20 protein-coding genes and 1 pseudogene are annotated in these 24,297 nt (G+C 40.5%); 10 read left to right on the top strand and 11 right to left on the bottom strand.

What is annotated here, in order from left to right; all coding sequences use genetic code 11:
• Positions 1-204: 204 nt before the first annotated feature.
• The 6 genes and pseudogenes from V7L12_RS22550 to V7L12_RS22525 all read right to left on the bottom strand — a co-directional run bounded on the left by V7L12_RS22550 (position 205) and on the right by V7L12_RS22525 (position 6,269).
• Complete coding sequence (locus tag V7L12_RS22550) at positions 205-573, bottom strand: beta/gamma crystallin-related protein (protein ID WP_335087666.1); 369 nt, start codon at positions 571-573, stop codon at positions 205-207.
• Between the two features lie 460 nt (positions 574-1,033).
• The gene (locus tag V7L12_RS22545; protein WP_335087664.1) at positions 1,034-3,226 is read right to left on the bottom strand and encodes a peptidase domain-containing ABC transporter; all 2,193 of its coding nucleotides are present in this window, start codon (positions 3,224-3,226) and stop codon (positions 1,034-1,036) included.
• A gap of 497 nt (positions 3,227-3,723) precedes the next feature.
• Complete coding sequence (locus V7L12_RS22540) at positions 3,724-4,089, bottom strand: beta/gamma crystallin-related protein (RefSeq protein ID WP_335087662.1); 366 nt, start codon at positions 4,087-4,089, stop codon at positions 3,724-3,726.
• 607 nt (positions 4,090-4,696) lie between these two features.
• On the bottom strand, positions 4,697-5,041 hold the full coding sequence (locus V7L12_RS22535; RefSeq protein WP_335087660.1) for a beta/gamma crystallin-related protein: 345 nt from the start codon (positions 5,039-5,041) through the stop codon (positions 4,697-4,699).
• Between the two features lie 356 nt (positions 5,042-5,397).
• Positions 5,398-5,683, bottom strand: a pseudogene (locus tag V7L12_RS22530) (cysteine peptidase family C39 domain-containing protein); the annotation flags it as partial.
• 184 nt (positions 5,684-5,867) lie between these two features.
• Positions 5,868-6,269 (bottom strand): beta/gamma crystallin-related protein, encoded by a 402-nt coding sequence (locus tag V7L12_RS22525; protein ID WP_335087658.1) that lies wholly within the window; start codon positions 6,267-6,269, stop codon positions 5,868-5,870.
• 629 nt (positions 6,270-6,898) lie between these two features.
• Here V7L12_RS22525 and V7L12_RS22520 point away from each other — a divergent pair.
• Together V7L12_RS22520 and V7L12_RS22515 are read left to right on the top strand one after the other, a co-directional pair.
• Entirely contained in the window at positions 6,899-7,162 is a 264-nt protein-coding gene (locus tag V7L12_RS22520) for a hypothetical protein (RefSeq protein ID WP_335087656.1), read from the top strand.
• On the top strand, positions 7,128-9,752 hold the full coding sequence (locus tag V7L12_RS22515; RefSeq protein WP_335087654.1) for a CHAT domain-containing protein: 2,625 nt from the start codon (positions 7,128-7,130) through the stop codon (positions 9,750-9,752). The genes V7L12_RS22520 and V7L12_RS22515 overlap by 35 nt, the downstream gene beginning before the upstream one ends.
• 39 nt (positions 9,753-9,791) lie before the next feature.
• Here the strand turns inward: V7L12_RS22515 and V7L12_RS22510 are convergent, their stop codons facing one another.
• Positions 9,792-10,631 (bottom strand): DUF928 domain-containing protein, encoded by an 840-nt coding sequence (locus V7L12_RS22510; protein WP_335087652.1) that lies wholly within the window; start codon positions 10,629-10,631, stop codon positions 9,792-9,794.
• Between the two features lie 365 nt (positions 10,632-10,996).
• On the bottom strand, positions 10,997-13,165 hold the full coding sequence (locus V7L12_RS22505) for a PAS domain S-box protein (protein WP_335087650.1): 2,169 nt from the start codon (positions 13,163-13,165) through the stop codon (positions 10,997-10,999).
• A gap of 633 nt (positions 13,166-13,798) precedes the next feature.
• Between V7L12_RS22505 and V7L12_RS22500 the strand changes: the two genes are divergently transcribed.
• The 6 genes from V7L12_RS22500 to V7L12_RS22475 all read left to right on the top strand — a co-directional run bounded on the left by V7L12_RS22500 (position 13,799) and on the right by V7L12_RS22475 (position 20,464).
• Entirely contained in the window at positions 13,799-14,575 is a 777-nt protein-coding gene (locus tag V7L12_RS22500; RefSeq protein ID WP_335087649.1) for a DUF4198 domain-containing protein, read from the top strand.
• A 775-nt stretch (positions 14,576-15,350) separates the two neighbouring features.
• Complete coding sequence (locus tag V7L12_RS22495) at positions 15,351-16,694, top strand: adenylosuccinate synthase (RefSeq protein ID WP_335087647.1); 1,344 nt, start codon at positions 15,351-15,353, stop codon at positions 16,692-16,694.
• A gap of 151 nt (positions 16,695-16,845) precedes the next feature.
• The gene (locus V7L12_RS22490) at positions 16,846-17,451 is read left to right on the top strand and encodes a 50S ribosomal protein L25/general stress protein Ctc (RefSeq protein ID WP_335087645.1); all 606 of its coding nucleotides are present in this window, start codon (positions 16,846-16,848) and stop codon (positions 17,449-17,451) included.
• A gap of 99 nt (positions 17,452-17,550) precedes the next feature.
• On the top strand, positions 17,551-19,080 hold the full coding sequence (locus V7L12_RS22485) for a bifunctional aminoglycoside phosphotransferase/ATP-binding protein (RefSeq protein ID WP_335087643.1): 1,530 nt from the start codon (positions 17,551-17,553) through the stop codon (positions 19,078-19,080).
• Positions 19,081-19,151: 71 nt separating this feature from the next.
• Complete coding sequence (locus V7L12_RS22480) at positions 19,152-19,658, top strand: hypothetical protein (RefSeq protein WP_335087641.1); 507 nt, start codon at positions 19,152-19,154, stop codon at positions 19,656-19,658.
• A gap of 584 nt (positions 19,659-20,242) precedes the next feature.
• Entirely contained in the window at positions 20,243-20,464 is a 222-nt protein-coding gene (locus V7L12_RS22475) for a hypothetical protein (protein ID WP_334821689.1), read from the top strand.
• A gap of 5 nt (positions 20,465-20,469) precedes the next feature.
• Here the strand turns inward: V7L12_RS22475 and V7L12_RS22470 are convergent, their stop codons facing one another.
• On the bottom strand, positions 20,470-20,691 hold the full coding sequence (locus V7L12_RS22470) for a ferredoxin-thioredoxin reductase variable chain (protein ID WP_442947913.1): 222 nt from the start codon (positions 20,689-20,691) through the stop codon (positions 20,470-20,472).
• Between the two features lie 813 nt (positions 20,692-21,504).
• Between V7L12_RS22470 and V7L12_RS22465 the strand changes: the two genes are divergently transcribed.
• On the top strand, positions 21,505-22,062 hold the full coding sequence (locus V7L12_RS22465) for a hypothetical protein (protein ID WP_335087637.1): 558 nt from the start codon (positions 21,505-21,507) through the stop codon (positions 22,060-22,062).
• Here V7L12_RS22465 and V7L12_RS22460 read toward each other — a convergent pair.
• Both V7L12_RS22460 and V7L12_RS22455 read right to left on the bottom strand, forming a co-directional pair.
• Complete coding sequence (locus V7L12_RS22460; protein ID WP_335087635.1) at positions 22,059-22,589, bottom strand: hypothetical protein; 531 nt, start codon at positions 22,587-22,589, stop codon at positions 22,059-22,061. The genes V7L12_RS22465 and V7L12_RS22460 overlap by 4 nt on opposite strands.
• Before the next feature lie 203 nt (positions 22,590-22,792).
• On the bottom strand, positions 22,793-23,398 hold the full coding sequence (locus tag V7L12_RS22455) for a DedA family protein (protein WP_335087866.1): 606 nt from the start codon (positions 23,396-23,398) through the stop codon (positions 22,793-22,795).
• 160 nt (positions 23,399-23,558) lie between these two features.
• On the opposite strand from V7L12_RS22455, the gene V7L12_RS22450 reads away from it, so the two are divergent.
• A complete protein-coding gene (locus V7L12_RS22450) occupies positions 23,559-24,164 on the top strand; it encodes a cytochrome P450 (protein ID WP_335087633.1) in 606 nt (201 codons plus the stop codon).
• The last annotated feature ends 133 nt before the right edge of the window (positions 24,165-24,297 follow it).

Here is a 24,297-nt window from a genome sequence, read left to right as displayed (position 1 = left end):
ATGAATAGCCAAAGAAGATTTCAAACCATTCTTCTCAGGATAAATATCATCAATAAAGCTTAAATGCTCTCCATAAATATGACGTAATTCTTCTAGAGTTCCTTCCCCAACCCCTCCCCGCAAGCGGGGAGGGGAGCTAAAGCGCAGCTTTTGCGGGGTGGGGTTCCGGGTATTATGGTTAATTACCCGGACATTATATTAAATCTATGCTACACGATAGAGGGAACTTATACTGTCGTTTGGAATACCGGAATTAGGAACAAAAGAGTATAGTCCTGGTCCGAGAGTGGTCTGATAAACCCCAAATCCAGCGTCTCGATAGAAGTTCCATCTACCCCGAATAATGGCAATAGATGAGGTTAGATCGTTGAAATTATCACCAACGTAGGCAACACCATCATTTACTGATGCATTAACATTCAGAGGATTACTGCCGCCGAAGTTTATATCTCTATACAAAATTACATCTGGGTCGTTGCTCCCAGTATAGGCTACACCACCACTACAGGTAGCAGCAACCTCATCGTTAAGTTCCTTGATGCTAGAAATTGCTTCAAAGCAGTTCTTTTTCATTTTTTTCTCCTAATTAAGTGTGAATACTTCTTTTTTTGGCATCGCATAACTCCAGCAGTAGACTGAAAAGTTTTTTAAAAGACTTACCAGCCGATTATTTGAGCTAAAAAACACCATCTGTTGAAATCCTCCCAGAATTTGCTTTTTGAGCAATCGGGTTGTGGATGGGCTTTTTTGCTATTAGCGATCGCTCTGGTCAGCCCCAGAAACATCGGTTAAAACTCGCATTATTTCATCAACTTAAAACACTTTTCGTTCTACTGTCATAAGCTATGTTTCCATATTACTAAATAAGCACAAAAAAAATTCAATATTTACAAAAATTAAAAACCTCTAATACTCTACAATTGCGTCACTTTAGTTCACTCAGCTTGCAAGATAATATAGTCTTTTTACTGAAGATTGAGTCCTGTAAAAAGATTATATAATGAGTAGATATAAAATATCTAACAACTATTAACTAATTTCGAATAACTAACGAAGATTTGAAACCATTTTTATCAGGATAAATTTCATCAATAAAGCTTAAATGCTCTCCAGGAATATGACGTAATTCATCTGGAGTCCCTTGAATTTTTAAGCGTCCATCTTCAAGCAACACAATCCAATCAGCCCGTTTGATAACTTGAGGACGGTGGCTAATCATAATTGTAGTTTTGCCTTGACGGTGAGCAAGTAATATATCCAAAACTTTAGTTTCACTTACTGGGTCAAGAGCGCCTGTAGATTCATCTAAAATTAATATAGGTGGGTCAGTCACAATTGCTCTAGCTATAGCTAATCTCTGCCTTTGTCCACCAGAAAGATTTGCACCAAATTCGCCTAAAACAGTTTGATATTTATCGGGTAATTTGCTAATAAATTCATCTGCACCAGCAATTTGGCAAGCTTTGACTATCTGCTCAAAATTAATGTTGGGATAACTAAAGTGAAAATTTTCCACAATTGAACGACTCCAAAAATGAGGTTCTTGGGGAACTAACACGACTTGCTGTCGCAAACATTCTAAAGATAAGTCTTCCTGGTTGTATAAACCATAACGGATATTACCAGATTGGACATCATATAAACCAGTAATTAATTTGCCGAGGGAGCTTTTACCACAGCCGGATTGACCGATTAAGGCTATTACTTTACCACCAGGGATAGTTAAAGAAAAATTTTCTAACAGGTCAGTTCTACCAGCATGGTGAAAGTTAACTTGAGAACAAGTAATATCTGCATTGCCAGAAATTTCTGCCCAAGGTTTTTTAAAGTCATTTTCATCTTCTGGGGTAGCATCTATCACTTCTGTCAAGCGTTGAACGACAATTTGAGCAGTGATAAATTCATCGATTAGCCCGACTACTGACGTTAAAAACCCAAGAAAGCTGCCACTCATACCACTGTACGCCAGCAGTTGACCGATGGATAATGTCTGATTAATCACCAAGCTAGAACCTAACCAGAGTATGCCAATACTCGTCAATTTGGAAAGAATACTCGTGACTGTGCTGCTGTAAAGCCCCAACTTCATCGTAGTCCAGCCTAAGTTTGCAATGCGACCAAAATTTGTCTGATACTCTTGCCAAGCTTGAGGAGTTGCTTGGGTAGTTTTGAGGACTTGAACACCGCGAAAGGTTTCGACTAAAAAGCCTTGATTTTCAGTACCTTTAACGATGAGGCTGCGGGTTTTCTGGCGTAAGGCGGGAAGAAAAAGCAGGTTGACTCCTGTGACAATGATAAAAGCAGCGAGGGAAGCTAGAGTCAGTTCCCAACTATAGAAAAGCATGAAACCCAAGGAAACCATAGCCACAAAAAATTGACTGGGTAAACCAAGGACAATTTGAGAAACGAGATTATTGATGGTATGAACATCAGCAATCCGGCTAACGACTTCCCCACTGCGACGTGCTTCAAAATATGACAAGGGTAAACGCAACAGTTTTCGGCCGTATTCTAGAATTAGCCCGTATTGCAACCGTTGACCAAAATGACCAATCAGGTGAGCTTGTACTAAACCTATGGCACTTTGAATTAGGTTCATAGCAATGACGCCAATTGCTACTGTTGTTAGCAGTTGGGTATCTCCCCGCACTAGCACGTCATCGGTGAGGAGTTGCATCATTAAAGGGGAGGCGAGGGACAATAGCCCGATCGCAAAGTTGATGGCGATCGCCTGAATCAAAAGGTTACGATAGGGTAATATCCGGGCAATAAAGCGCCCAAAACCGCCAATTTGATCTTCTGATTGCTGATAGAAGCGGCTGTCATCTGGCATCAGCAGCAGCATTACACCATCACTCCAACCCGCCATTAACTCTTTTAGGGTAAGATAACGGATACCAACTCCGGGGTCAGAAATAATACATTTTTTCCCTTTTAGCCCGTAAAATACTACCCAGTGGTAGCCTTTCCAGTGAATGATTGCGGGCAAGGGAACTTCATTTAATTTCTCTAGTAGTTGTGCGGTGGCTTGGACTTGACGAGCATGGAATCCCAGAGTTTCTGCTCCCCGTCTCAAACCTAACAAGGTGGTTCCCCGCGAACCTGTGCCGACTGCTTCTCGCACGCGGTTGAGGGCAAAGGTGCGTCCGTAAAATTTGCAAACTGTGGCTAGGCTTGCAGCACCGCAATCTTCTTCGCTGTGTTGGAGAACAACCTGGTATTTCATAGTTAAATTACTGAAGTTTTTGATGCCGTAGGGGCAACACAGATCAATACACTTATTCAACTGCCTCAGGAATCTATATTCTGAGGCAGCTTTTAACTCTAGACAAAAATCACTAGATAAGGTTATAGGGAAGTCAAAACCTTCTGATTCTTAATTGGTAGCAGTGACATGATTTTATTCATTTGATTCAGTAACGCTAATTTTTTAATATCCTCACTTGTGCATAAGTTCATTGTCCTGACACTTACACGACAATGCCTTTGACGCAATATAGACGATTAAGTAATATAAAGTTCGGATGATGGGTGCAAAAACTTATACTCCACCTGCGGCATCTCTGTTGCAAGTTAGAGAGGGGATGAGGGAAGTTTTAACAGAGGACTGAGATAGTAAAATGCCTCAGAAATGGATGACTAGTCTGAGGCTATTTTACTATCTAAGCAAAGTTCCTAAAACGGATGCACAGAAGTCAAATCTATGCTAGGTGTCTGAGAGAACTATAGGCGTCTGAGAGAACTAATCCAGTCGTTTGGAATACCAACATTAGCAACAAACGAGTATCGTCCTGGTCCCAAAGTTACAGACGGACCGCTATAGTTTATGTCTCTATAAAACCTCCATCTTTCATTCCCTGTAATAATAATAGATGAGGTTTCGTCGTTGAAATTGTTATCAACGAGGTTGGAATCACCGTTAAAATACTTTATGCCTCCTCCCTTATAGTTAACATCCCGGTATATACTTGCACTGCCTCCACTACAAGTAGTAGCAACCTCATCGCTAAGTTCCTTCACTGCGCTGAAGCTCAATTCTGCTAAAGATTTACTGCTCATATCTACTCCGTAGTTGTTGATGTTAGACATTGTTTTCTCGTGAGTTTTAGATTGGGCTTTGAACTGAGAGGTTGTTTGAAAAGTGTTTTGCTGTGACTTTAGACACTTTTAGATCCTCCCTAACCCACGCCAATCGCTCCACTTGGGGAGACTTTGAGACTGCGCCCTTGCGGTTTCCCGACTTGTACCCCTGCGGGGAAGCAAGCTACGCGCAGCGTCTCCCCTTGGGAGAAGCACGTGGCGTGGGTTAGGGGGGATCTAGAACTTTTGATCCCGATAAGAAGACTTTTCAAACATCCTCTAAAGGTAAAGTTGTTTTCTTTCTTCTGATTGTTAATTGGTAGCAATGACATAAGTTTATGCACTGTTATGAATCAGAGTTTTTTTAGCTTTGCCTTCTGATTTTTAATTGGTAGCAGTGACAAGCAAGCAATTTCCAGAATGAATACTGCTATAACTGCTTCAAAAATTCATACTTTGAGGCAGTTTTGCTATCTATAGGAATCCGAAATCATTCGTGAGAAAATACTGGGATAAAAATCCTTATTCTACAAGCATTAGAGCCTTTTTTCATTCTCACGTATCATTTAGGATTGCTATAGACAAAATGCCTATAAAAGTTGCAGTCAATCTCACTCTACGCTATACGCGAGAAAGATGAGATTGTGTCGTTACCAATATTAAGGGTTCTAGCATCAGAATATGTTCCACGACCGAGAGTAATTGTCGTGCCCTGGAAGTTGGCATCTGCATAGAATGTCCAAATTCCCTCGTTAACTACAATTGAGGATACTTGGTCATTATTCAGGTTACCTACATAAGGAGAACTACTATCTGTAAAGATGATTGGCCCCTGAAAATCGATATCCTGATAAAGTTCTAATGCGGAACCACCCTGAATGGTAGCAGCCTTTTCACAGCTGAGTTCTTGAAAAAGCAGATCATTCTTCATATCTACTCCATGCTTGTTGATATTAGACATTTTTCTCTCCTGAATTTTAAATTGAGGTTTCAACTGAAGGTAATTGCTGATTTCTTAACCCAACCTGATTTTTAATCGATTCTTTTTTTGCCACATCTACCAATAGTATGAAATTCGCTCGCTGATGGATTTAAATTTAGTGCAAAAAATTCTCCCTATAACGCTCTTTTATTACTCTAGGCAAAGAAAAATAAGACTTAATTTTTCAACTGTATATAGGGCAGGAATTTAGGCTTCCAAGCTAAATTTCCTTTTCTATAGGAGAGTGCAATGTCTTTTAGAACTGCGCGTTTGGATTGGTTGCACGGTGTAGGAATTGCGATTGGCAGTGCGATCGCTTTGAGCTAGAATTCTAACCCGTAAAATACCACCCAGTGGTAGCCTTTCCAGTGAATGATCGCAGGCAAGGGAACTTCATTTAATTTCTCTAGTAGTTGTGCGGTGGCTTGGACTTGACGAGCATGGAATCCCAGAGTTTCTTCCCCGTCTCAAACCTAGAAGCATGGTTCCCCGCGAACCTGTGCCAACTGCTTCTCGCACGCGGTTGAGGGCAAAGGTGCGTCCGTAGTGTTTGGCTACTGTGACAAGGCTTGCTGCACCACAGTCTTCTTCACTGTGTTGCAATATGCTGTGGTATTTCATTGTTCAATGATTAAAGTAAGTAAACAGTGAACAGTTATCAGTCAAAAGTGAACAATTACTAACTGAGTTATTGATATTAAGTAACTGATAGCTGAACACTGTTAATACTGCCTCAGAAATGTATACTCTAAGGCAGCTTTACCATTGGGCAAAAATGCCTATAACGGCGGCAGGGTAATTAAATCTATGATATACGAAAGAGGGAACTTAGACTGTCGTTTTCAATACCCCCTGGGAGAATAGAGTATTGTCCTGGTCCGAGAGTGGCCTGATACAGCCTAAACCCGGAGTCTTTATAGAACTCCCATGTACCCCGAGTAATGACAATAGATGAGGTTAGATCGTTGAAATCATCACCAACGTAGCCAAGACCATCACCTATTGATGCATTAACACTCAGAGGATCACTGCCGCCGAATCCTCCATCTCTATACAAAATTACATCTGGGTCGTTGCTCCCAGTATAGGCGACACCACCACTACAGGTAGCAGCAACTTCATCGTTAAGTTCCTTCACTGCGCTCAAGTTCAATTGGGCTAATGTTTTCTTGTTCATATCTACTCCGTAGTTGTTGATGTTAGACATTGTTTCTCTCCTGAATAAATTTCAAATTTGAGTTTGAACTGAAGGTTAAGCTGGTTTGGCTTGACTCTGATTCTTAATTGGTAGCAGTGACATGATTTTATTCACTGTCAGAAATCAGAGGTTTTTAGCTTTGCTAACCTGACTAATTCTTAATTGGTAGCAGTGACATGATTCTATTCACTGTTGGGAATCAGGCGTTTTTGGCTTTACCTTCTAATTTTTAATTGGTAGCAGTGATCTAAGTTTATTCACTTGATTCAGCAGTGCAAATTTGGTAATATCCTCTTTTGTGCATAAGTTGTATTGTCCTGATACTTACAAAACTAGTCCTTTCAAGGTGAGCGTATGTACTATCAAAGTTTTTACGGCATTTCAGGCATCACCTGGAATTGAACGAAGAGATTATGCATTAAACTCCAAATTTTTGGACTGTAAATTAAGCGATCGCCTGAGCCAAAATACCAAAATTGAGTTAAAACATCATTTATTTAATAGTACAAACGTTCACCTTTAAAGGGCTAGTTCCTGGAACTCGGCAATTCCAAAATACATTTGTAGCAACAGGACGCGGCGGACTACCCATGAATCCTACTGAACTATTACAAGATTCAAGTACTGTGTCTGCGTGAGTGAAATTAAGACCAAAATCAGAAAACTTGGCAAATACAACGCCTGTGCCAAAATCAACAGCAGTTTCAACTACTTCCATTGCTGCTACAATTCCAATTGTGGAAGCTTCTAGCTGGGTAATTGATCGCAAGGGAAACATAAAATTAGTAGCACAAGTTCCTCAACTCAACCCCCACAGCCCTTGGCAAACACCTGCTGACTGTCCTGTATCTCAGGGAGGTGTGAAATATGGCAAAACTTCAGCTGTCAAAGCGAGTAGTTAGATTTGCGGTAACTCCCGTAGTCCTATTTACCCTTGCTGTTTTCCTGACTATTATCCCTAGCACATTTGCTAAACAACAAAAGACAAATTCACTAGACAGGTTTCACATTCAAATCAATAAACCCCCAGCCACAACACCACAGCAACTTCTTGAGCAAGGAGAAGCACTTTATCAAACTGGGCGCTTTACTGAAGCCGTAATTATTTTACAACAAGCTGTCCGTACCTATCAACGAGAAAGCAATAACCTCGCACAAGCCGCAGCGCTGACTAACCTCTCTCTTGTATACCAGAAACTCGGCTCGTGGAAAGAAGCTCATGCAACTATTGACAATAGCTTAAATTTACTTGGCTGGGATGAGATAAATCAAAAGTTAAATGTCAAGAATCCAAAATCTGAATTGTTAGAAATTCTTGCACAAACTCTAAATATTCAGGGCGAATTGCAACTAGCACTGGGACAAACTGATGCATCTATAAAAACATCACAACAAGTAGAGCAAATCTGGAAGAAATTAGGTGATACTGCTGGAGTAACGCACAGCCGGATTAACCAAGCACAAGCCCTACGAGTTGGTGGTTTTTACCACCGTAGCTTGAATATATTAGAGGAAGTATCCAAACAGTTACAAGCTCAACCTGACTCACCTGTAAAAGTAATAGCTTTGCGATCGCTTGGTAATGTCTTACAACAATTAGGCGAACTAGAGTCATCCCAGACAAACTTACAACAAAGCTTAGAAATCGCTCAACGTCTGCAACTGCCTCTAGAAATTAGTTTGACGGAATTTAGTCTCGGTAATACTGCTAGGTCGTTAAGTAATATTAAAGGTGCGATCGCTCATTATGAAAATGCTGCCAAAATTGCACCAAACTCTCTAGCCAAAGTTCAAGCCCTGATTAATCAGCTGAGTTTGCTGGTTGAAAACGAACTTATCACTGAAGCAAAGTCATTAATACCCACAATCCAATCTCAATTGCCCAATCTGCCTACCAATCAAGCCGGTATTTATGCACGGATCAATTTTGCTCAGAATTTAACCACAATTGGTAATAAAAAAGACATTGCAGAGATTCTGACAACTAGCGTTCACCAAGCCAAAATAATCGGTGATGAACGTGCCGAATCCCATGCACTGGGCAGCTTGGGAGAAGTTTACGAGCAGAACCAACAATTGCAAGAAGCACAGGATTTGACGCAGCAAGCGTTGTTTCTGGCTGAAAAAATTGATGCCTCAGATATAGCTTATCGCCTTGAGTGGCAGTTAGGACGTTTGCTCAAAGCACAGGGAAATATCCCAGCCGCCATATCTGCTTATGATGCTGCTGTAACAACTCTTCAGTCTCTTCGCAGCGATTTAGTTGCAGTTAATCGAGAGGTACAGTTCAATTTTCGCGATCGCATAGAACCGCTTTATCGACAGTCTGTAGAGTTGCTTTTACAAGAAAAAGGACAAGGAAAACCAGATTTAGATAAAGCACGTCAACGAATGGAAGCCTTGCAAGTCGCAGAACTCGACAATTTTTTCCGAGAAGCTTGCTTAAGTAACCAATTTGTGGCGTTGGATAAAGTAGTAGACCGCGACAACCCGAATACTGCTATTTTATACCCGATTATTCTAGATAATTATTTAGAAATTATTATCAAACTTCCCAATCAAACATTGATCCATAAAACTTCTCAAGTCAAACGTCAGCAAGTAGAGCAAGTTATTACAAAAATACGAGAGGCAATAGTTGAACCTGATGCTAATCTGCAATTTCAAGCAGTTTCTCAACAGCTTTATAACTGGTTAATTAAACCAGTTGAAACAGACCTTAAAAATAGTAAAGTTAATACTCTGGTCTTTATTCCAGACGGGTTATTGCGAAATATCCCGATGTCTGCATTATATGATGGCAGAGAGTATTTAGTCCAAAAATACTCTGTAGTTATTAGCCCAGGACTGCAACTATTTACTCCCAAACCTCTAGAACAGAAAAAATTAAATGCCCTGGCTGGAGGACTATCGCAACCACCTAAAAATGAAAATTTTGCAGCGCTTCCCTACGTTAAGGTTGAACTGAAATTAATTCAGGAATCAGGGGTATCGACAACTACATTATTGGATAAAAATTTTACCAGTACGACTTTAGGAAAAACCATCAACGCTCAACCTTTTAGAGTTGTTCACTTGGCAACTCACGGGCAATTTAGCTCTAAAGCAAAAGACACTTTTATCCTAGCAGCTGATGGACGCATCAATGTGAGCGAATTAGATAGCTTGCTCAAAAGTAGAGAGCAAAAACGAACAGAACCAGTTGAATTACTTGTTTTGAGTGCTTGCGAAACAGCAGCAGGAGATAATCGAGCTGCATTGGGATTAGCAGGAGTTGCTTTGCGTGCTGGTGCGCGGAGTACTTTAGCCTCCCTATGGCAAATTGGCGATAACTCTACAGCTTTATTTATTGATGAATTTTACCGCCAGTTAGTGACTGGTAAAACTACGGCAGAAGCTTTACGCTTTGCTCAATTAAAATTACTTGAAGTTCCTGAATATAACCGTCCCATGTACTGGGCACCCTACGTTATAGTTGGTAATTGGTTGTAGAAATCTAGGCTTATAGATACTTTACTGGATATGAAATTATTAGCGGGTTGGTAATTTTATTAGAGGCATCGTAGCAATATTATCCAAATTGATTGATTGCAATAAACTTTGCCAATCTTTTTCAATAGATGCATCATTAGAATTAGAAATGCGTATTTGTGCTAGTATATTTAAAGCGTCAAACCAAATCCCTTTTTCAGCATAGATTATAATCTTTTGTCGAGGCTCATTTGCGGCTTCTAATTGTTGCATAACACGCTCATCTAAATTGATTCTTTTAATGTCCCCTTCTACATATACAGGAATGCTTGCTGTCTCTTGGCTACAACGTACTTTTAAATACCAGCGATATGTCTTATCTACTTCTAATGAAGCAGTACTAGGGAGAGAAATACCAATGATACTTGGCTTTGAAGGTAGGGCGATCGCATTTCTATAAACATCATTTTCGGCGCTATCCTGTAAGCTAAATTCAGCGCTTGAGTTAGACAAATCCTTAGTATAGGGGATGTAAAACCAAAACGTAGGCCGTTCTAAAGTGGTTAGTCCCTCTACAGTCCCGATAATTGAATTGTTTGTCTGTTTGCCAACCTTTTGTTCCTCTTGAAATGGTACTAAGGCAGTGAGCGGGGTTGAAACCGCAGGGCAATTATCTCGACTACCCATTCCTGCTCTCCGCCCAGATACAGGACTTAATGGAGCAGGTGATTTTGGCAAAATAAAAACTGGTCGAGAAGTCGATTGTTGAGGTGAAGCCGGTGTTTTAACTGGTTGTGCAGGCTGTTTATTAGTAATTGGTTGTTTAATTTGCTCTGTTACTTGTGCTGAATATTGGGTAGTGCTGCTCAAAATCAAAGCAGTTGTTAAGATCCATTTCATTGACTTAACAGGTACGATTTTTGCTTATTGCTATCGTCATCATAAAGGTTAACGTAGCATTTGGTTAAATTGATCTTCACCATTTTTGAGGGAATTTCCAGATTTTGACTTAATTACTTCTGGTTCACCCATTTTTTAGGGAGTTAGGAAAAGTAGATAGTCAAAGTATACCGAAGGGCATATTCCCAAAAAGACTCGATTAGGTATATATTGGCAATAATAGCTAATAAACCCATAGTTACAAACAAACGAGTCAATAATATATTTATACTTCTAACTCAAATAGAGCGTTAATCCAACTGTGATCTCACCTTAAATTAAACCTCTGCATCAAAACTTGTATACAAGTTTTATTGTAGATATATTTAGCCATCTTTTATAACTGATTCCAATTGTTGAGACAGCGAATGTGTGTCTCTGAATGTTGAGGCAGGCAAGTACACTGTAAATTGAGTACCTCTGCCTACTTGACTGTAAACATTGACAAAACCACCGTGATTCTTAATAATCCCCAACGCTGTAGAAAGTCCTAAACCTGTACCTTTGCCTGCGTCTTTGGTAGTGAAAAATGGTTCAAAAATCCTTTGCTGGACTTCTGACGACATCCCCATACCAGTATCCGTCACCACGATCGCAATATAAGAACCGACTTTAGCATCAATATTTATCTGGGCAGAATGTTCACTAATCACCAGATTTTCCGCCGCAATCCTCAATATACCGCCATTGGGCATAGCATCGCGGGCATTAACTACTAAATTTATCAGCACCTGATGTAGTTGAGTTGCGTCTCCACGGACATACCACAGATTTTTAGGGATATCTATCTGGCAAATGATAGATTTGGGAAATGTTTGAGTGATAATTTGCTCAATTTCTGCCATCAAAGGCTGAATTTGGACAATTGTCTGTTTACCTTCGATGCCCCGTGCAAAAGATAACACTTGCTTGAGCAAATTAGCGCCGCGTTTAACATTATTTTCTAAAGTTTGCAGTATTTGCTGACTCTGGGAATCGGGCAATTTTTTCTGCAACAGTTGAACTGACATTAAAATTGGCGATAGTATATTGTTCAGGTCATGGACGATACCGCCAGCTAGGGTGCCGATACTCTCCAAACGTTGCGATCGCAGAAGTTGAGCTTCCAGTTGTTTCTGCTGCGTAATCTCGGTGTTCACACTCAAAATGGATTTGGGTTGTCCATTATCATCTCGGATCAGTGTCCACCGACTTTCAACAATAATTACTTTGCCTTCCCTTGTCAGTTGATGCAACTCACCCCGCCACTCACCCGTATTCATCACCCTTAAGTAAGCATCTTCTAGCTGTGGTGAAATCTCTTTATATAAAAGTTGTAAAACATTCTTACCCACAACTTCCTCAGCCTTCCAGCCGTATAGACGTTCAGCACCTTGATTCCAAAATAAGATTTGGTTGTGGATATTTCGCACCAGAATCGCATCAGTTGATACATCTAACAGCAACCCTTGTTCACGAATTTTCTGTTCTGCCTGTTTTTGCTGGGTTATATCTCGCGTCAGTGCCAAATGGATGAACGTGTCATCAGATTCGTTACACAGTGGTACGGCATGAGTTTCTATGTAGCGGCGAGTACCTTTAAATCCCACGATTTCAAACTCCAAAGTCCCCTTATTACCTTGACAGACATTTTTATGCAAGTCGGCAAAGGCGGCTTTATACTCTGGCACAATTACGGCATCAACTGGTTTACCAATCAAGATATCAGCACTTTCCACTTCCATCATTGCCAGCCCTTCTGCATTAATTTCTAAAAGGGTGCCATCTCTGGCAATTAGCTGGATGCATTCTGGTTCTGCATCTATCATGGCTCGTAAACGATTTTCGCTTTGGCGTAGGGCCAGTTCTGTCTGCTGAAGTTGCCTGATATAACGCCACAACAAATCATATAGCAACGCCACCAGCACCAAATCCACAATCGCAGCGATAAAAAATGTCACTATCGCCTTTTGGGAATTTGCTTGTGACTGCTGCATTCCCTGCTGTAATAAATTTTTCTCTGCCTTCAAAGAGTCGTTAATCAGTTGTTGAATCTCTTTGCCGATTTGCTTGTCATTATCAGATAATATTTGCTGCCGAACTGCTTCTAATCCCTGGTTTTTTCTGAGGTAAATTTCTTGTTGTAAAATTTTGAGTCTGTTGGTAATTTTCGGTTCCAGCAAAGCAATCCACTGCTGCTTTTGACGGTTCTTGGCAGTTAAATTTTTGAGAATCTGAATATTGCTATTAGTTTGTTGATAAGCTGCAAGATAAGTTTGTAAATTATCTGCATCTGCTGTAATTAAATAACTACGTTGTGCAATTTCAGTATCTTTGAGTGTAGATTGGATACTTTCAATTTGGGTAATAACTTTATAGGAGTCTGTTAGCCATTGCTGGTTGTGAATTAGCTTCACAGTGTTGCTATATGAAACTAGAGCATTAGTAAATACAACTGCCAATGCTAGGACAAATATTGCTTTCAGCTTTTGGACTCGATACCATTTTTTGCTCATGCGATCGCCCCTTCTGCCGCAGATGCCCTCCATCAGTTAAGATTAAAGATTAAAAACAAATACTGAGAATATTTTAAGGATTTTGATAACACGGGTAGCAAAATACAATCTGTTATGGTTGTAAATATCTGGATTTTTAGGGATGATGATTTATACATGATACTCACAAAGAAATCCGCTAATTTTTAATATAAATTCATTTTTAGCTGTAGTGTCGCCAATACAGTTCGGATCAGATAATTTGCCTATCCATAATATTTGCAGAGACGTTGCAATGCAACATATTTTGTTGAGAATTTTAATTAACCGCAAAATCACAGGGATTTCCTGATTGGTACTAATTCCCCAGTCAAGCAGGCAAAGGTGGGTCAATTATCGGCTACCCAGTTATCTCCCGGTTTTGCAGCCGAGTTATTCACAATAGCCACGATAGTACAGATTAGCATTTTCCCTGTTCATGCAACAAGGCTATTTATTGTAAAAAAATATTGTATCACTGTTAACAATAGATGCTTTTTGAAAAATCAATGTTTATTATTTAAAATTATTTTAATAAATATCCCTGGTAGGGGGATTGTTATACATTAAATATTATGTTTTTAATTACTTATTACCTGATTTAGGACAATTTAGATGTTTACCAAAATTTGGAAACAATTTCTATTAGCGGTGGCAGTTTTACCTTTAATTATTCAGCCCGCCTCAGCACACGTTATCTGGTTTGACTACAAAAGCGGAGAATATAATCTCTTATTTGGTCATCCAGAAGATGGCCCAGAACCTTACCAAACATCTAAATTTAAGCAAGCTACTGCTTATAATGCTATCAGGGAGGAAGTTCCATTTAATATTAACCAGAAAGAAGATGGATTATCTCTCACTCCTAATAGTGAAATTGCAGCCTTAACTGGATTTTTTGATAATGGCTATTATGCTAGAATATCCGACAATGAATCTCGCAGTATTTCCGAGCAGGAAATTGGGCAATATCAAGACGTAGGCCATTACCTGAAATATACAAAAGCTCTTTATGATTGGTCTGAGACTCTGGCTGAACCATTCAATTTACCATTAGAAATCCTATCCTTGCAGAATCCTCTTGCAGTCAAAGCAGGAGATAACTTAAAAGTTAAAGTTCTTTACGAAGGAAAACAAATTCCAGATGTTACAGTAGAATACTTGGGTAAAAAAATAACCGGAGATCAAGACGGTATCTTCTCCATTCCCATCGGTGAGGGAGGATTACAACAAGTTGAAGCTAGTTATACGGTTGAGTCGGCTACAAACCCTAAACTTTCTTACGAAACTAGTTTGACAGCACAAAAAATTTCTGTTCCCGAACCATCAGCATTAATTGCTTTTGGCGTACTGGGATTACTAACATTACGCAAAAAAAAGTTTTTAATTTGAACTTAGTGGAAAAAGTCAGATTTTGGATGGGCTGCTCCATCACTTACATCTCACTCAAATACAGGTAAGCAAGAGTATGCTACCCAATTCATCCTAACCCTCTTGTGTTCAATCTTACTGCTAGTGAACCACCACAAGGCAATAATGAAAAAATTCAGTTTTATTGAGGCGTTAATTTGTGTTGGTTATCACAATCGTTCTTTAGAGGACATTCAAACTTTTGGAAGATTATTGTCAGCGAGGTGAACGCTAGTATTGCAAATAATAGGTTTAATATTATTTTCTGACTTTTTAGCCCCCGACCAATCGGGGGATTTTTGTTAGTAGGTAATCAGGTGTTACCCTAGCAAATGAACCTCAAGGTTAATGCAACACCATCAGTTGGATGCGTGTTAAGCATTGGTTATCATTAGTGACCAAAGTGCAATTGTAATGGTGAGTGCATGGGTAACTGCGAATTCAAGAGAAATTTACTTTTTTTTATATACCCAATCAATGATTTGTTTTAGTTTGGATAAAGAGTTATATATTTTAAGAAAACCTAATTCATATTCTAAGAAAATCTCCGATTTATTTTGTTTATAACATCATCAATTTTTACAGTTATTTAGATAATTTGGGAATCCTTTTTAGTTTTTATTAGTAAATAACATACGTTTGCCCTGCTCATCCCCCAATGTACAGATGTGCGCCCCTACTACAATTAGCTTGACATGATTCAAGCAATATGTTAATAATAATAGTTTGTGGAAACTTTACTTCTTAATATAAGCTCTTGGCTAACGTCATTGTCATAGGTGCCCAATGGGGCGATGAAGGAAAAGGTAAAATAACTGACTTACTCAGCCGTTCCGCAGATGTTGTGGTGCGTTACCAAGGGGGTGTCAATGCTGGACATACGATTGTAGTTAAAGGTCAGACCTTTAAACTACACTTGATTCCCTCTGGGATTTTGTATCCAAATACCGATTGCATTATCGGCTGTGGAACAGTCATCGATCCACAGATTTTGATCGCAGAACTCGACCAACTAAAAGAGTTAAATATTTCCACTGACCACCTGCTGATATCTGAGACAGCCCACGTAACGATGCCTTATCATCGATTGATTGACCAGGCATCGGAAGAACGACGGGGAAGCTATAAGATCGGCACAACAGGTCGGGGCATTGGGCCGACTTATGCTGACAAATCTGAACGTACAGGCATTCGAGTTTTAGATTTGATGAACCCGGATGGGCTACGTGAGCAGTTGGAGTGGACGATTAATTATAAAAACGTCATTTTAGAAAAGCTTTACAACTTGCCGCCTCTAGATGCACAAGAGGTGATTGAAGAGTATTTGGGATATGCAGAACGCTTGCGCCCTTACGTTATTGATACATCGTTAAAAATATCCGATGCGATTGGGCGACGGCGGAATATTTTATTTGAAGGCGCACAAGGTACGCTCCTTGACTTAGATCATGGGACTTATCCTTATGTCACTTCCTCTAATCCTGTGGCGGGGGGGGCTTGCGTTGGTACAGGGGTAGGGCCGACAATGATTGACCGGGTAATTGGAGTGTCAAAAGCCTATACGACACGAGTGGGAGAGGGGCCATTTCCCACGGAATTGGATGGAGAGTTGGGAGAATTGTTGTGCGATCGCGGTGCTGAATTTGGCACAACCACCGGACGCAAACGGCGCTGTGGCTGGTTTGATGCCGTCATCGGTCGCTATGCTGTGCGGATTAACGGCATGGATTGTATGGCGCTCACCAAACTGGATGTCCTCGATGAATTAGAGTCAATCCAAGTTTGTGTCGCATACAACATAGATGGCGATCGCAGCGAACACTTCCCCACCAGTTCTCGTCAATTTGCTAGATGTCGCCCCATCTACAAAACCTTACCAGGATGGAAAGTGTCAACAACCCACTGCCGTACCCTGGAAGACTTGCCACCGCAAGCACTGGACTATCTAAAATTCCTCGCTGAATTAATGGAAGTCCCGATCGCGATCGTCTCACTAGGAGCAAGCCGCGATCAAACCATAATCGTAGAAGACCCCATCCACGGGCCCAAACGTGCTTTATTGCAGGCCGACGGCACACCTGCTACCCTGCTCAGTGCGTAAATTGACCATTAGTCCTTTGCTAATGACTAATGACCCTCACGGGTAACGCTCCTAACGTGGCTAACGCCAGTCACTCATGGGGGAAACCCCCAAGACCGCGCTGGCTCACTAATGACTAATGACTAATGACTAATGACAAAGGACAACTTCTATGGCTATTACAGTCGAATCTCAAAAACGTCCAGAAGGTAGCAAGCCAAGAGCTTTGCGCCGTGCTGGACTGATACCTGCCAATTTGTATGGTCATAAGGGTACAGAATCCATTTCTTTGACCATTGAGGCCAAAACTGTTGAGCGTTTGCTCAAAAGAGCTTCCGTCAACAACACCTTGATTGAGTTGAATATTGCTGATGCACCTTGGCGCGGTAAAACCTTGTTGCGGGAACTTCAGATCCATCCAGCAAAAGGTACGCCTTACCACCTCAGCTTTTTTGCGGTTGCGGGCCACGGTGACACAACTGTAGAAGTGCGGTTTCGTTTTGTGGGAACTGCTGTTGGTGTTAAACAAGATGGTGGTGTGTTAGACACCGTAGTCACCGAATTGCAAGTGAGTTGTGCGCCAGAAAACATCCCAGATGTAATTGAAATCGATGTCTCTAACATGCAAATAGGAGACAGCTTGAGTATCAGTGATATAGTCTTTCCTGAAGGTGTTACACCTCTAGCTGAATCAGAGCGACTTGTTGTGAGCGTTTTGCCACCACAAATCACCCCTGATGATGATGAGGCAGTAACTGAAACTGAAGCAGTTTCTTAAGCTAGGTAAACTGTGTAATAATTTTTGATGACACCAGGGGGGAACTCCTGGTTTTTTTGTTTTTGAACCGCAGAGGCGCAGAGAGCGCAGAGGACAGAGATGACAGAAGCGACTCTTCCAGCTTTTATTGAGCAAATGTTGCAACCTGGATTTTATCCCCATGCAGTAACAGAACCTATTCAACTAATTCAAACCCACATTTCTTATGTGCTGCTGACTGGAGATTACGCCTATAAACTAAAAAAACCGATGAATTTTGGTTTTTTAGACTTTTCCACCTTAGAGAAGCGGCAACATTTTTCTCAGGAAGAGTTACGGTTAAATCAACGGGGAGCAGGTGAACTGTATTTAGAAGTTTTGCCCATAACTCTGGTAGGGGAGCAATATCAGTTAGGGGGAACAGCCGAGGCTGTAGAATATGTGCTGAAGATGCGCCAGTTTCCTCAAGAGTCGCTATTAAGTACACTTTTTGAACAGGGTAAGTTAAATGAAACACGCCTAGATGAGTTGGGACGGGTGGTGGCTCAATATCATGCCGAAGCACAGACGAATGATTACATTCGCACTTTTGGCGAAGTGCCAAATGTCCGGGCTGCCTTTGATGAGAATTATCAGCAAACTGAGAAGTATATTGGTGGCCCCCAGACTCAGACGCAATTTACAGAAACAAAGCAATATACAGATAACTTTTTTGCCGAACGTCCAGAATTATTTGCTAGCAGAATTCACAACGATTATATTCGTGAATGTCACGGAGACTTACACCTGAGAAATATTGCCCTGTGGCACGATAAAATCTTGTTGTTTGATTGCATTGAGTTTAATGAGCCGTTTCGCTTTGTCGATGTGATGTACGATGTGGCGTTTACGGTGATGGATTTGGAAGCTCGTCAGCGTAAAGACTTGGGTAATGCGTTTTTGAATGCCTATATAGAGCAAACTGGAGACTGGGAAGGCTTACAGGTGTTGCCCTTGTATTTAAGTCGTCAGGCTTATGTCCGGGCGAAGGTAACTTCATTTTTGCTAGACGATCCGAGTGTACCCGCGACGGTGAAGGAAGAAGCGACAAAAACCGCTGCTGACTATTACAAACAGGCTTGGGAATACACTAAACCCAACCTGGGACAACTAATTTTGATGTCGGGTTTGTCGGGTTCTGGTAAAAGTACCACAGCAAGGTCTTTAGCTCGTCAACAGGGAGCGATTCACTTGCGTTCTGATGCGGTGCGGAAGCATTTAGGGGGAATTCCTTTGTGGGAAAAGGGTGGTGATGATTTGTATACACCTGAGATGACGGAGAAAACTTACACACGGCTGTTGGAATTGGGAATTATCCTGGCTAAACAAGGTTTTTCGGTAATTTTAGATGCCAAGTATGATAAACAACAATTACGGCAAGAAGCGATCGCTCAAGCTACAAAGCATCAACTTCCCCTTCAGATTATCCAATGCACAGCACCGCTGGAAGTTCTAAAAGAGCGTTTGAACAATCGCACTGGTGATATTGCTGATGCCAGCGCCGATTTATTAGCCTCACAAATCAAACAAGCTGAACCTTTCACTGAAAAGGAACAACCTTATGTAAAGATTTGGGATACAACTCAGCCACAACAGGCACAATTAAAATAATTCGTAATTCGTAATTTTCGATTCAATTACGAATTACGAATTAGTAATTAGTTAAATAAGTTTTTTATTTTATGGCAGACAAAAAGAACGACTTTTTCAGTATTTCTCCCAGCTTCTTTTCTCAACTATTATTTGGGGCATTTTTAACATTTATATTAATAATGACTGGCTCCGCACCAGCCCTGAGCATCTTCTTAGGAATCATGGGCGGTTTCATCTTAAGCTGGATCACAAGTTTAACCGATAATAACCCCCAGGCTCCAGCTGTCGCCTCATCTGATGGTGTCGATACAGGATTGAAATACTGGTTATTTTTCATGCTGGGTTTTGTCTATTTAGGCTATCCAGCACCCATGAGTATCTTGCTAGGTGGATTAGGCGCTTTAGCTGGAGGCTGGATTACTGCTTGGTGGGGAAGTAAGGAAGAAACTAGAACTCAGCTGCAAGTTGAAGAGTCAGAAGAGGTTGAAGTTGAACCAACGAATGAAAGGATCAACAAACGGCAAATCAGAAGAACTGGTCGCCGTTACCGTCGCGCTCCTGGAAGTAGTTTCAATTTCAAGTTTTGGGAAAAGTAATAATTTGGCAATTGGGCATTGGGCATTGGGCATTGGGCAAAACAGTTCCAAGTTTCGAGTTCCGAGTGCTGAGTAAAGAAGTGAGATTCCCCACTCAGCACTCCTGAAGGGCATTGGGTATTGGGCATTGGTCAATAATCAATAATCAATAGTTTTTTTTCCCCACTTCCTTATCTCTTATTTTCCATGCCCAATGCTCTATTCCCCATGCCCTAATAATATGTTTTTATATCTCTCCAATGTTTATCGCTTACGCGGTTAGCTTTAATCAAGTTAGGAGTTATATCATGTCCGCTTGATTACTTATTAAACCCGAATCACCCCACCCCGCCAAAGCTACGCTTCGTCTCCCCTCCCCGCTTGCGGGGAGGGGATTAAGGGGAGCCAGTGCGTTGGGCGGGCAAAGCCCGACTTGAAGCACCTGGCGTGTGGGGTGTAATGACTAGGGGAATCATAACTAATTATGCGGACATGATATTATGAGAGACGCGATTAATCGCGTCTGTACAGGAGTTATGAGTTATTAATTAGGAAGTGCGGTAATTAGCTGAATTCAAAACTTTCCAATCCTGACTCTTAATTTTATGTCAAAAAATTTACCTTATATTATTCCAGTTGCTCAACCCCAAGTTGAGGAAGCTTTTGCCTCTTACCAAACAACCCATCAGTTTTACCACGAAGTTCGGTCACGGTCAGAGTTTCAGCGTTATTGTGATTGGTATTATACAACAGCAGAACAAAACCGCAAAGACCTTAAAAGAATGCGCGGCGAACTGAATATTTTTCAGTGGTTTCGCCGCCGATAAGTGCTTTAGATGACTTCTAACTCATTTTCACGTAAATGGGCTTTAAACTTTTTACTAAACTTGACTACAATCGGCAGATTAGCGCTTACTGGTCTGTCTCGCCATTGGGTGGCAATAGCTACTACATCGCCTTCTGTGCCTTTGATGTCAAAAGGCTGATTTCGATGTTCAGGATGATGATACACCACTACCGAATCTTTAACGCGGACGCGATCGCCAACTTTCATAACAACATTTACACCTAGCATTTTCTTTTCCACAAGTATCTGCTACAAAATATATGATGAAATCGCTTAGAATTTGATTTAATCAGCTATTTCTTGACGCTTCATCGGGGGTGCAACGGCTTAACCCTCTGCGTCCAGGCACGTCTTAGCAATCCGTGCGTACTTTTTTAAGTTTTTTGCCGCGTTAATAAGTATCGCCCATAGCCTTTCTCTTTAACCCAAAAGCAAGGAAATCAAAGAAAATCAGGCGATATCAGATGTGCTTAGTACTTTGACAAGATATCCAACCCTTTTATCTTGACTCTAGGATGTTCCCCAGGTCAACTCTGTCACAAATTTTCGTGTAGGGCAGATGCTTTGTTATTGCGATCGCTCGTTTGTATGCAATATAATTTGACCTCTCTTCTTTTAGGCTGTCCATTACTTACATCTTTCTTAACATTGCTGTAATTTAGACGGTGGGGGGATAAGAGTTGTTAAATTTAAGACTTACGCACTGTACAAATTCATCATGGTATGTATTCACGAAAATAGGCCGTTTTAGTCCTTTATTAATTGTTCTTTGATGATCGGTAAACCCGCGCTGTGCCCCTACGACAGATGTGGTTTTTCAAGCTATGCATACTTTGTGTTTTGCGTCAATGCATAAGTCATAAAATTGTATATTGCGATCTTGAATCATTTGCCAACTCAGGTTAGCTGATTAATTTTGTATTTCTTATTCCCAGCGATCACTTCATCTGTTTAATGCGTATTTTTATACTCGAACTGGGTATTACAAATAAGTACTTTAGATCAAATAGGTTTTCAAAAATGATTTTAAGCTTTAGAAATACTAGTGCTGTGTGTGCCGTATTTTTATTAGTCAGTGTCAGCAGCTTTCACAAGTCAGCCATAGCCAATATAAACAACCAGTCCCAACTGATAGCACAGCAGAGTAAAACTCAGCCACACCCAGTTTTTAAATCTATTCTGCCCAAATTAAAGCAAAAGACTCAAATTCGGATTCTTTTACCGAAGTTTATTCCTGAGTCAGATGGGGAAAATCCAATTTACGCAACTATAGAAGCTGCTACGCAAAAAAAGTATGATATTTTACTGGGTTTCACTCCCGACTGTAATGGTGCTTCTGCCTGTCGTTTAGGCGTTGTTTCTGCTGAAGCCATAACCCGCAAAACACCCAGCCTGACTGGGAAACGTGTATCCTTAGCTAAGGGCATTACTGGTTATTTTGTAGATTTTACTTGTGGTGCTGGTTGCTCAGATGCTACCTTGACTTGGAAACAACAGGGTGTGCAATATGTTTTTGGGTTGAAAGCAGGCGATCGCACTTCTTTAGTAAAAATGGCTAATTCTGCGATTAATCCCTAGCTAATGTCATTTGATTTTACTTCCCAACGAAACAGCTGTGGCAATTGAGATACATCTATGGCGTAGTTAACAATCCACAGCACCAATTCAAAAATCAATAAATATCGTACCCACTGCAACTCGCTTGTAGAATTCAAAAGTGTCAAACCCTCATACAACTGCCAGAAGCGGTAAGGGAGATATATATAAGGAACCATCACCCAGACAACATTTTGCAACTGCCTAAGCGTCACTCTTTCAGAGATGATTTGCAACCCTAATACGATAAAATACCAACCAAGCACAGTTAAGACCGTGCGATCGCCCCACCATACACCCCACAATAGCATGACCACTAATGGCGGCACAACTGCTAGCAGTTGCACCGAGCCAAACCAGATTTTATACCAACCGGGAAATGGTAAAGGTAGAGTATAAGGCTTGGTGTTTTTCCACCCCCAGTTCACAACCACAATAAAAAGTGTGGCAATAAGGAAAAAGAGGAGATTTTCTAAGAACAGATAGAGGTTGATGTTTAAGGAAGTCATGAGGGTATTATCAAATTCTGATGTTTGTGTGTCATTCTCCTCAAGTAGTATTTTTGCTATTTCCCAACATAGCCAAGTCTTGATAATGTCAAGAAGACTCGAACCACCCCAAACCAATAGACAGTCGAGCCATACACCACCAATTTTTATCAAAGTTTAGTAAATAAATATACTTAATCTCTACACAAAATCCAAAAAATATTTCAACTTTTGTTTGCTCTATTTTCTTGTATCAAATGAATAATCGATGGTACTAAAGAAATAACTATAATTAATCCAATAATCGGTAATAAATACTTATCTACTTGTTCAGGTGGCAGAGATTTTCCTAAGAAAAATCCTAACATGGTAATGCCGAATGTCCAAAGAAAGCCACCAATTAAGTTGTAAGACATAAATGTGCGATAATGCATTGCACCAATCCCAGCCACAATGGGTGCGAAAGTCCGTACAATGGGTAAAAAGCGTGCTAAAACAATCGTTTTTTTACCGTGCTGGTGATAAAAGTTTTGAGTTTTCACAAGATGTTTTTTATGAAACAGCCATGAATCTTCCTTATTAAATAGTCTTCTACCAAATTTATGTCCAGTAAAATAGCCAACATTGTCACCTAAGACTGCACAAATAAAAGCACCAAAAATCAAAACCCAAATGTTCAATAAATTCTGAGATGCAACAAATCCAGCGGTGAACAATAAGCTATCCCCAGGCAGAAAAAAACCAATTAACAAGCCAGATTCAGCAAAGACAATCGCCCAGACCCCAAAATAGCCGAGTGATTTAATCAGTTGTGGTAAATCCAGATGCATAGAATTTTTACTTTTCAACAATAGATCCACAACATCTTAACGTTCAGCAATTTTATTGAATAAAAAGTAATATTAAATTTATGTAAAGTTATTATGTAATCTGGGAAAATGTAATGACAGATGACAGGTTTTAGGTTATAGGTGCAAGAGACAAAGATATTTGAAAGTACTAAGAATATTTTGGGGTGCTGCGATCGCAGCAGAGTTGAAATATCGTGTTAACTTTTTCATAGCTACCCTTAGAGAGATGAAAAGTCATCAAATTCCTGCTGGAAGCTTTGGTATACCTATATTAGGTGAAACACTCTTCTTTGTTTTCGACCGCGATTTTGCTAAAAAGCGCTATCGCCAGTATGGGTTCATCTTCAAAACTCATCTTCTTGACAGACCGACTGTAGTGATGGTCGGGCCGGAGGCGTTAGAGTTCGTTTTGTTAAGCCAAATGAAGAATTTTTCTTGGCGCGAGGGATGGCCTGATAATTTTAAGACATTACTGGGTGAATCACTTTTTCTGCAAGATGGAGAGGAACACCGCAGAAACCGTCGCTTGATGATGCCGGCATTGCATGGCCCAGCATTGGCAAATTATGTCTCCACAATGGAAGATATTACACGTAGTTATCTCCAAAAATGGCAGAGGCAGCAGGAATTTACTTGGTTCCCAGAATTTAAACAGCTGACGTTTGATATATTATATAGTGTGCTTAATAGTACATCTGCTCACTTCCATAAAGAATCTGAAAATATGCAGAAAGATTCAGCCTAATCATTTTCAGCGAGCCTATTATGCGGAAAGAGTCGGCATAAACACCATATTAAGCTGTTATGGTGTTATACAGAATCATTCGGCCTATCTACCCGCTGCGGGATCTTATGCGGAAGCGTTCTGCATAAGAATT

This window comes from Nostoc sp. (assembly GCF_036918245.1).
In the GTDB taxonomy this organism is placed as follows: domain Bacteria; phylum Cyanobacteriota; class Cyanobacteriia; order Cyanobacteriales; family Nostocaceae; genus Nostoc.
Note: the sequence above shows the minus strand (reverse complement) of the source record. Positions and strands in the feature narration are given on the sequence as shown.

Bases quoted from the DNA above. Each gene is read 5' to 3' on its own strand.
- V7L12_RS22510 (WP_335087652.1), bottom strand. From the start codon at position 10,631: ATGAAATGGATCTTAACAACTGCTTTGATTTTGAGCAGCACTACCCAA.
- V7L12_RS22485 (WP_335087643.1), top strand. From the start codon at position 17,551: ATGACAGAAGCGACTCTTCCAGCTTTTATTGAGCAAATGTTGCAACCT.
- V7L12_RS22490 (WP_335087645.1), top strand. From the start codon at position 16,846: ATGGCTATTACAGTCGAATCTCAAAAACGTCCAGAAGGTAGCAAGCCA.
- V7L12_RS22540 (WP_335087662.1), bottom strand. From the start codon at position 4,089: ATGTCTAACATCAACAACTACGGAGTAGATATGAGCAGTAAATCTTTA.
- V7L12_RS22500 (WP_335087649.1), top strand. From the start codon at position 13,799: ATGTTTACCAAAATTTGGAAACAATTTCTATTAGCGGTGGCAGTTTTA.
- V7L12_RS22455 (WP_335087866.1), bottom strand. From the start codon at position 23,398: ATGCATCTGGATTTACCACAACTGATTAAATCACTCGGCTATTTTGGG.
- V7L12_RS22545 (WP_335087664.1), bottom strand. From the start codon at position 3,226: ATGAAATACCAGGTTGTTCTCCAACACAGCGAAGAAGATTGCGGTGCT.
- V7L12_RS22480 (WP_335087641.1), top strand. From the start codon at position 19,152: ATGGCAGACAAAAAGAACGACTTTTTCAGTATTTCTCCCAGCTTCTTT.
- V7L12_RS22505 (WP_335087650.1), bottom strand. From the start codon at position 13,165: ATGAGCAAAAAATGGTATCGAGTCCAAAAGCTGAAAGCAATATTTGTC.
- V7L12_RS22470 (WP_442947913.1), bottom strand. From the start codon at position 20,691: ATGAAAGTTGGCGATCGCGTCCGCGTTAAAGATTCGGTAGTGGTGTAT.
- V7L12_RS22465 (WP_335087637.1), top strand. From the start codon at position 21,505: ATGATTTTAAGCTTTAGAAATACTAGTGCTGTGTGTGCCGTATTTTTA.
- V7L12_RS22460 (WP_335087635.1), bottom strand. From the start codon at position 22,589: ATGACTTCCTTAAACATCAACCTCTATCTGTTCTTAGAAAATCTCCTC.
- V7L12_RS22525 (WP_335087658.1), bottom strand. From the start codon at position 6,269: ATGTCTAACATCAACAACTACGGAGTAGATATGAACAAGAAAACATTA.
- V7L12_RS22515 (WP_335087654.1), top strand. From the start codon at position 7,128: ATGGCAAAACTTCAGCTGTCAAAGCGAGTAGTTAGATTTGCGGTAACT.
- V7L12_RS22535 (WP_335087660.1), bottom strand. From the start codon at position 5,041: ATGTCTAATATCAACAAGCATGGAGTAGATATGAAGAATGATCTGCTT.
- V7L12_RS22475 (WP_334821689.1), top strand. From the start codon at position 20,243: ATGTCAAAAAATTTACCTTATATTATTCCAGTTGCTCAACCCCAAGTT.
- V7L12_RS22550 (WP_335087666.1), bottom strand. From the start codon at position 573: ATGAAAAAGAACTGCTTTGAAGCAATTTCTAGCATCAAGGAACTTAAC.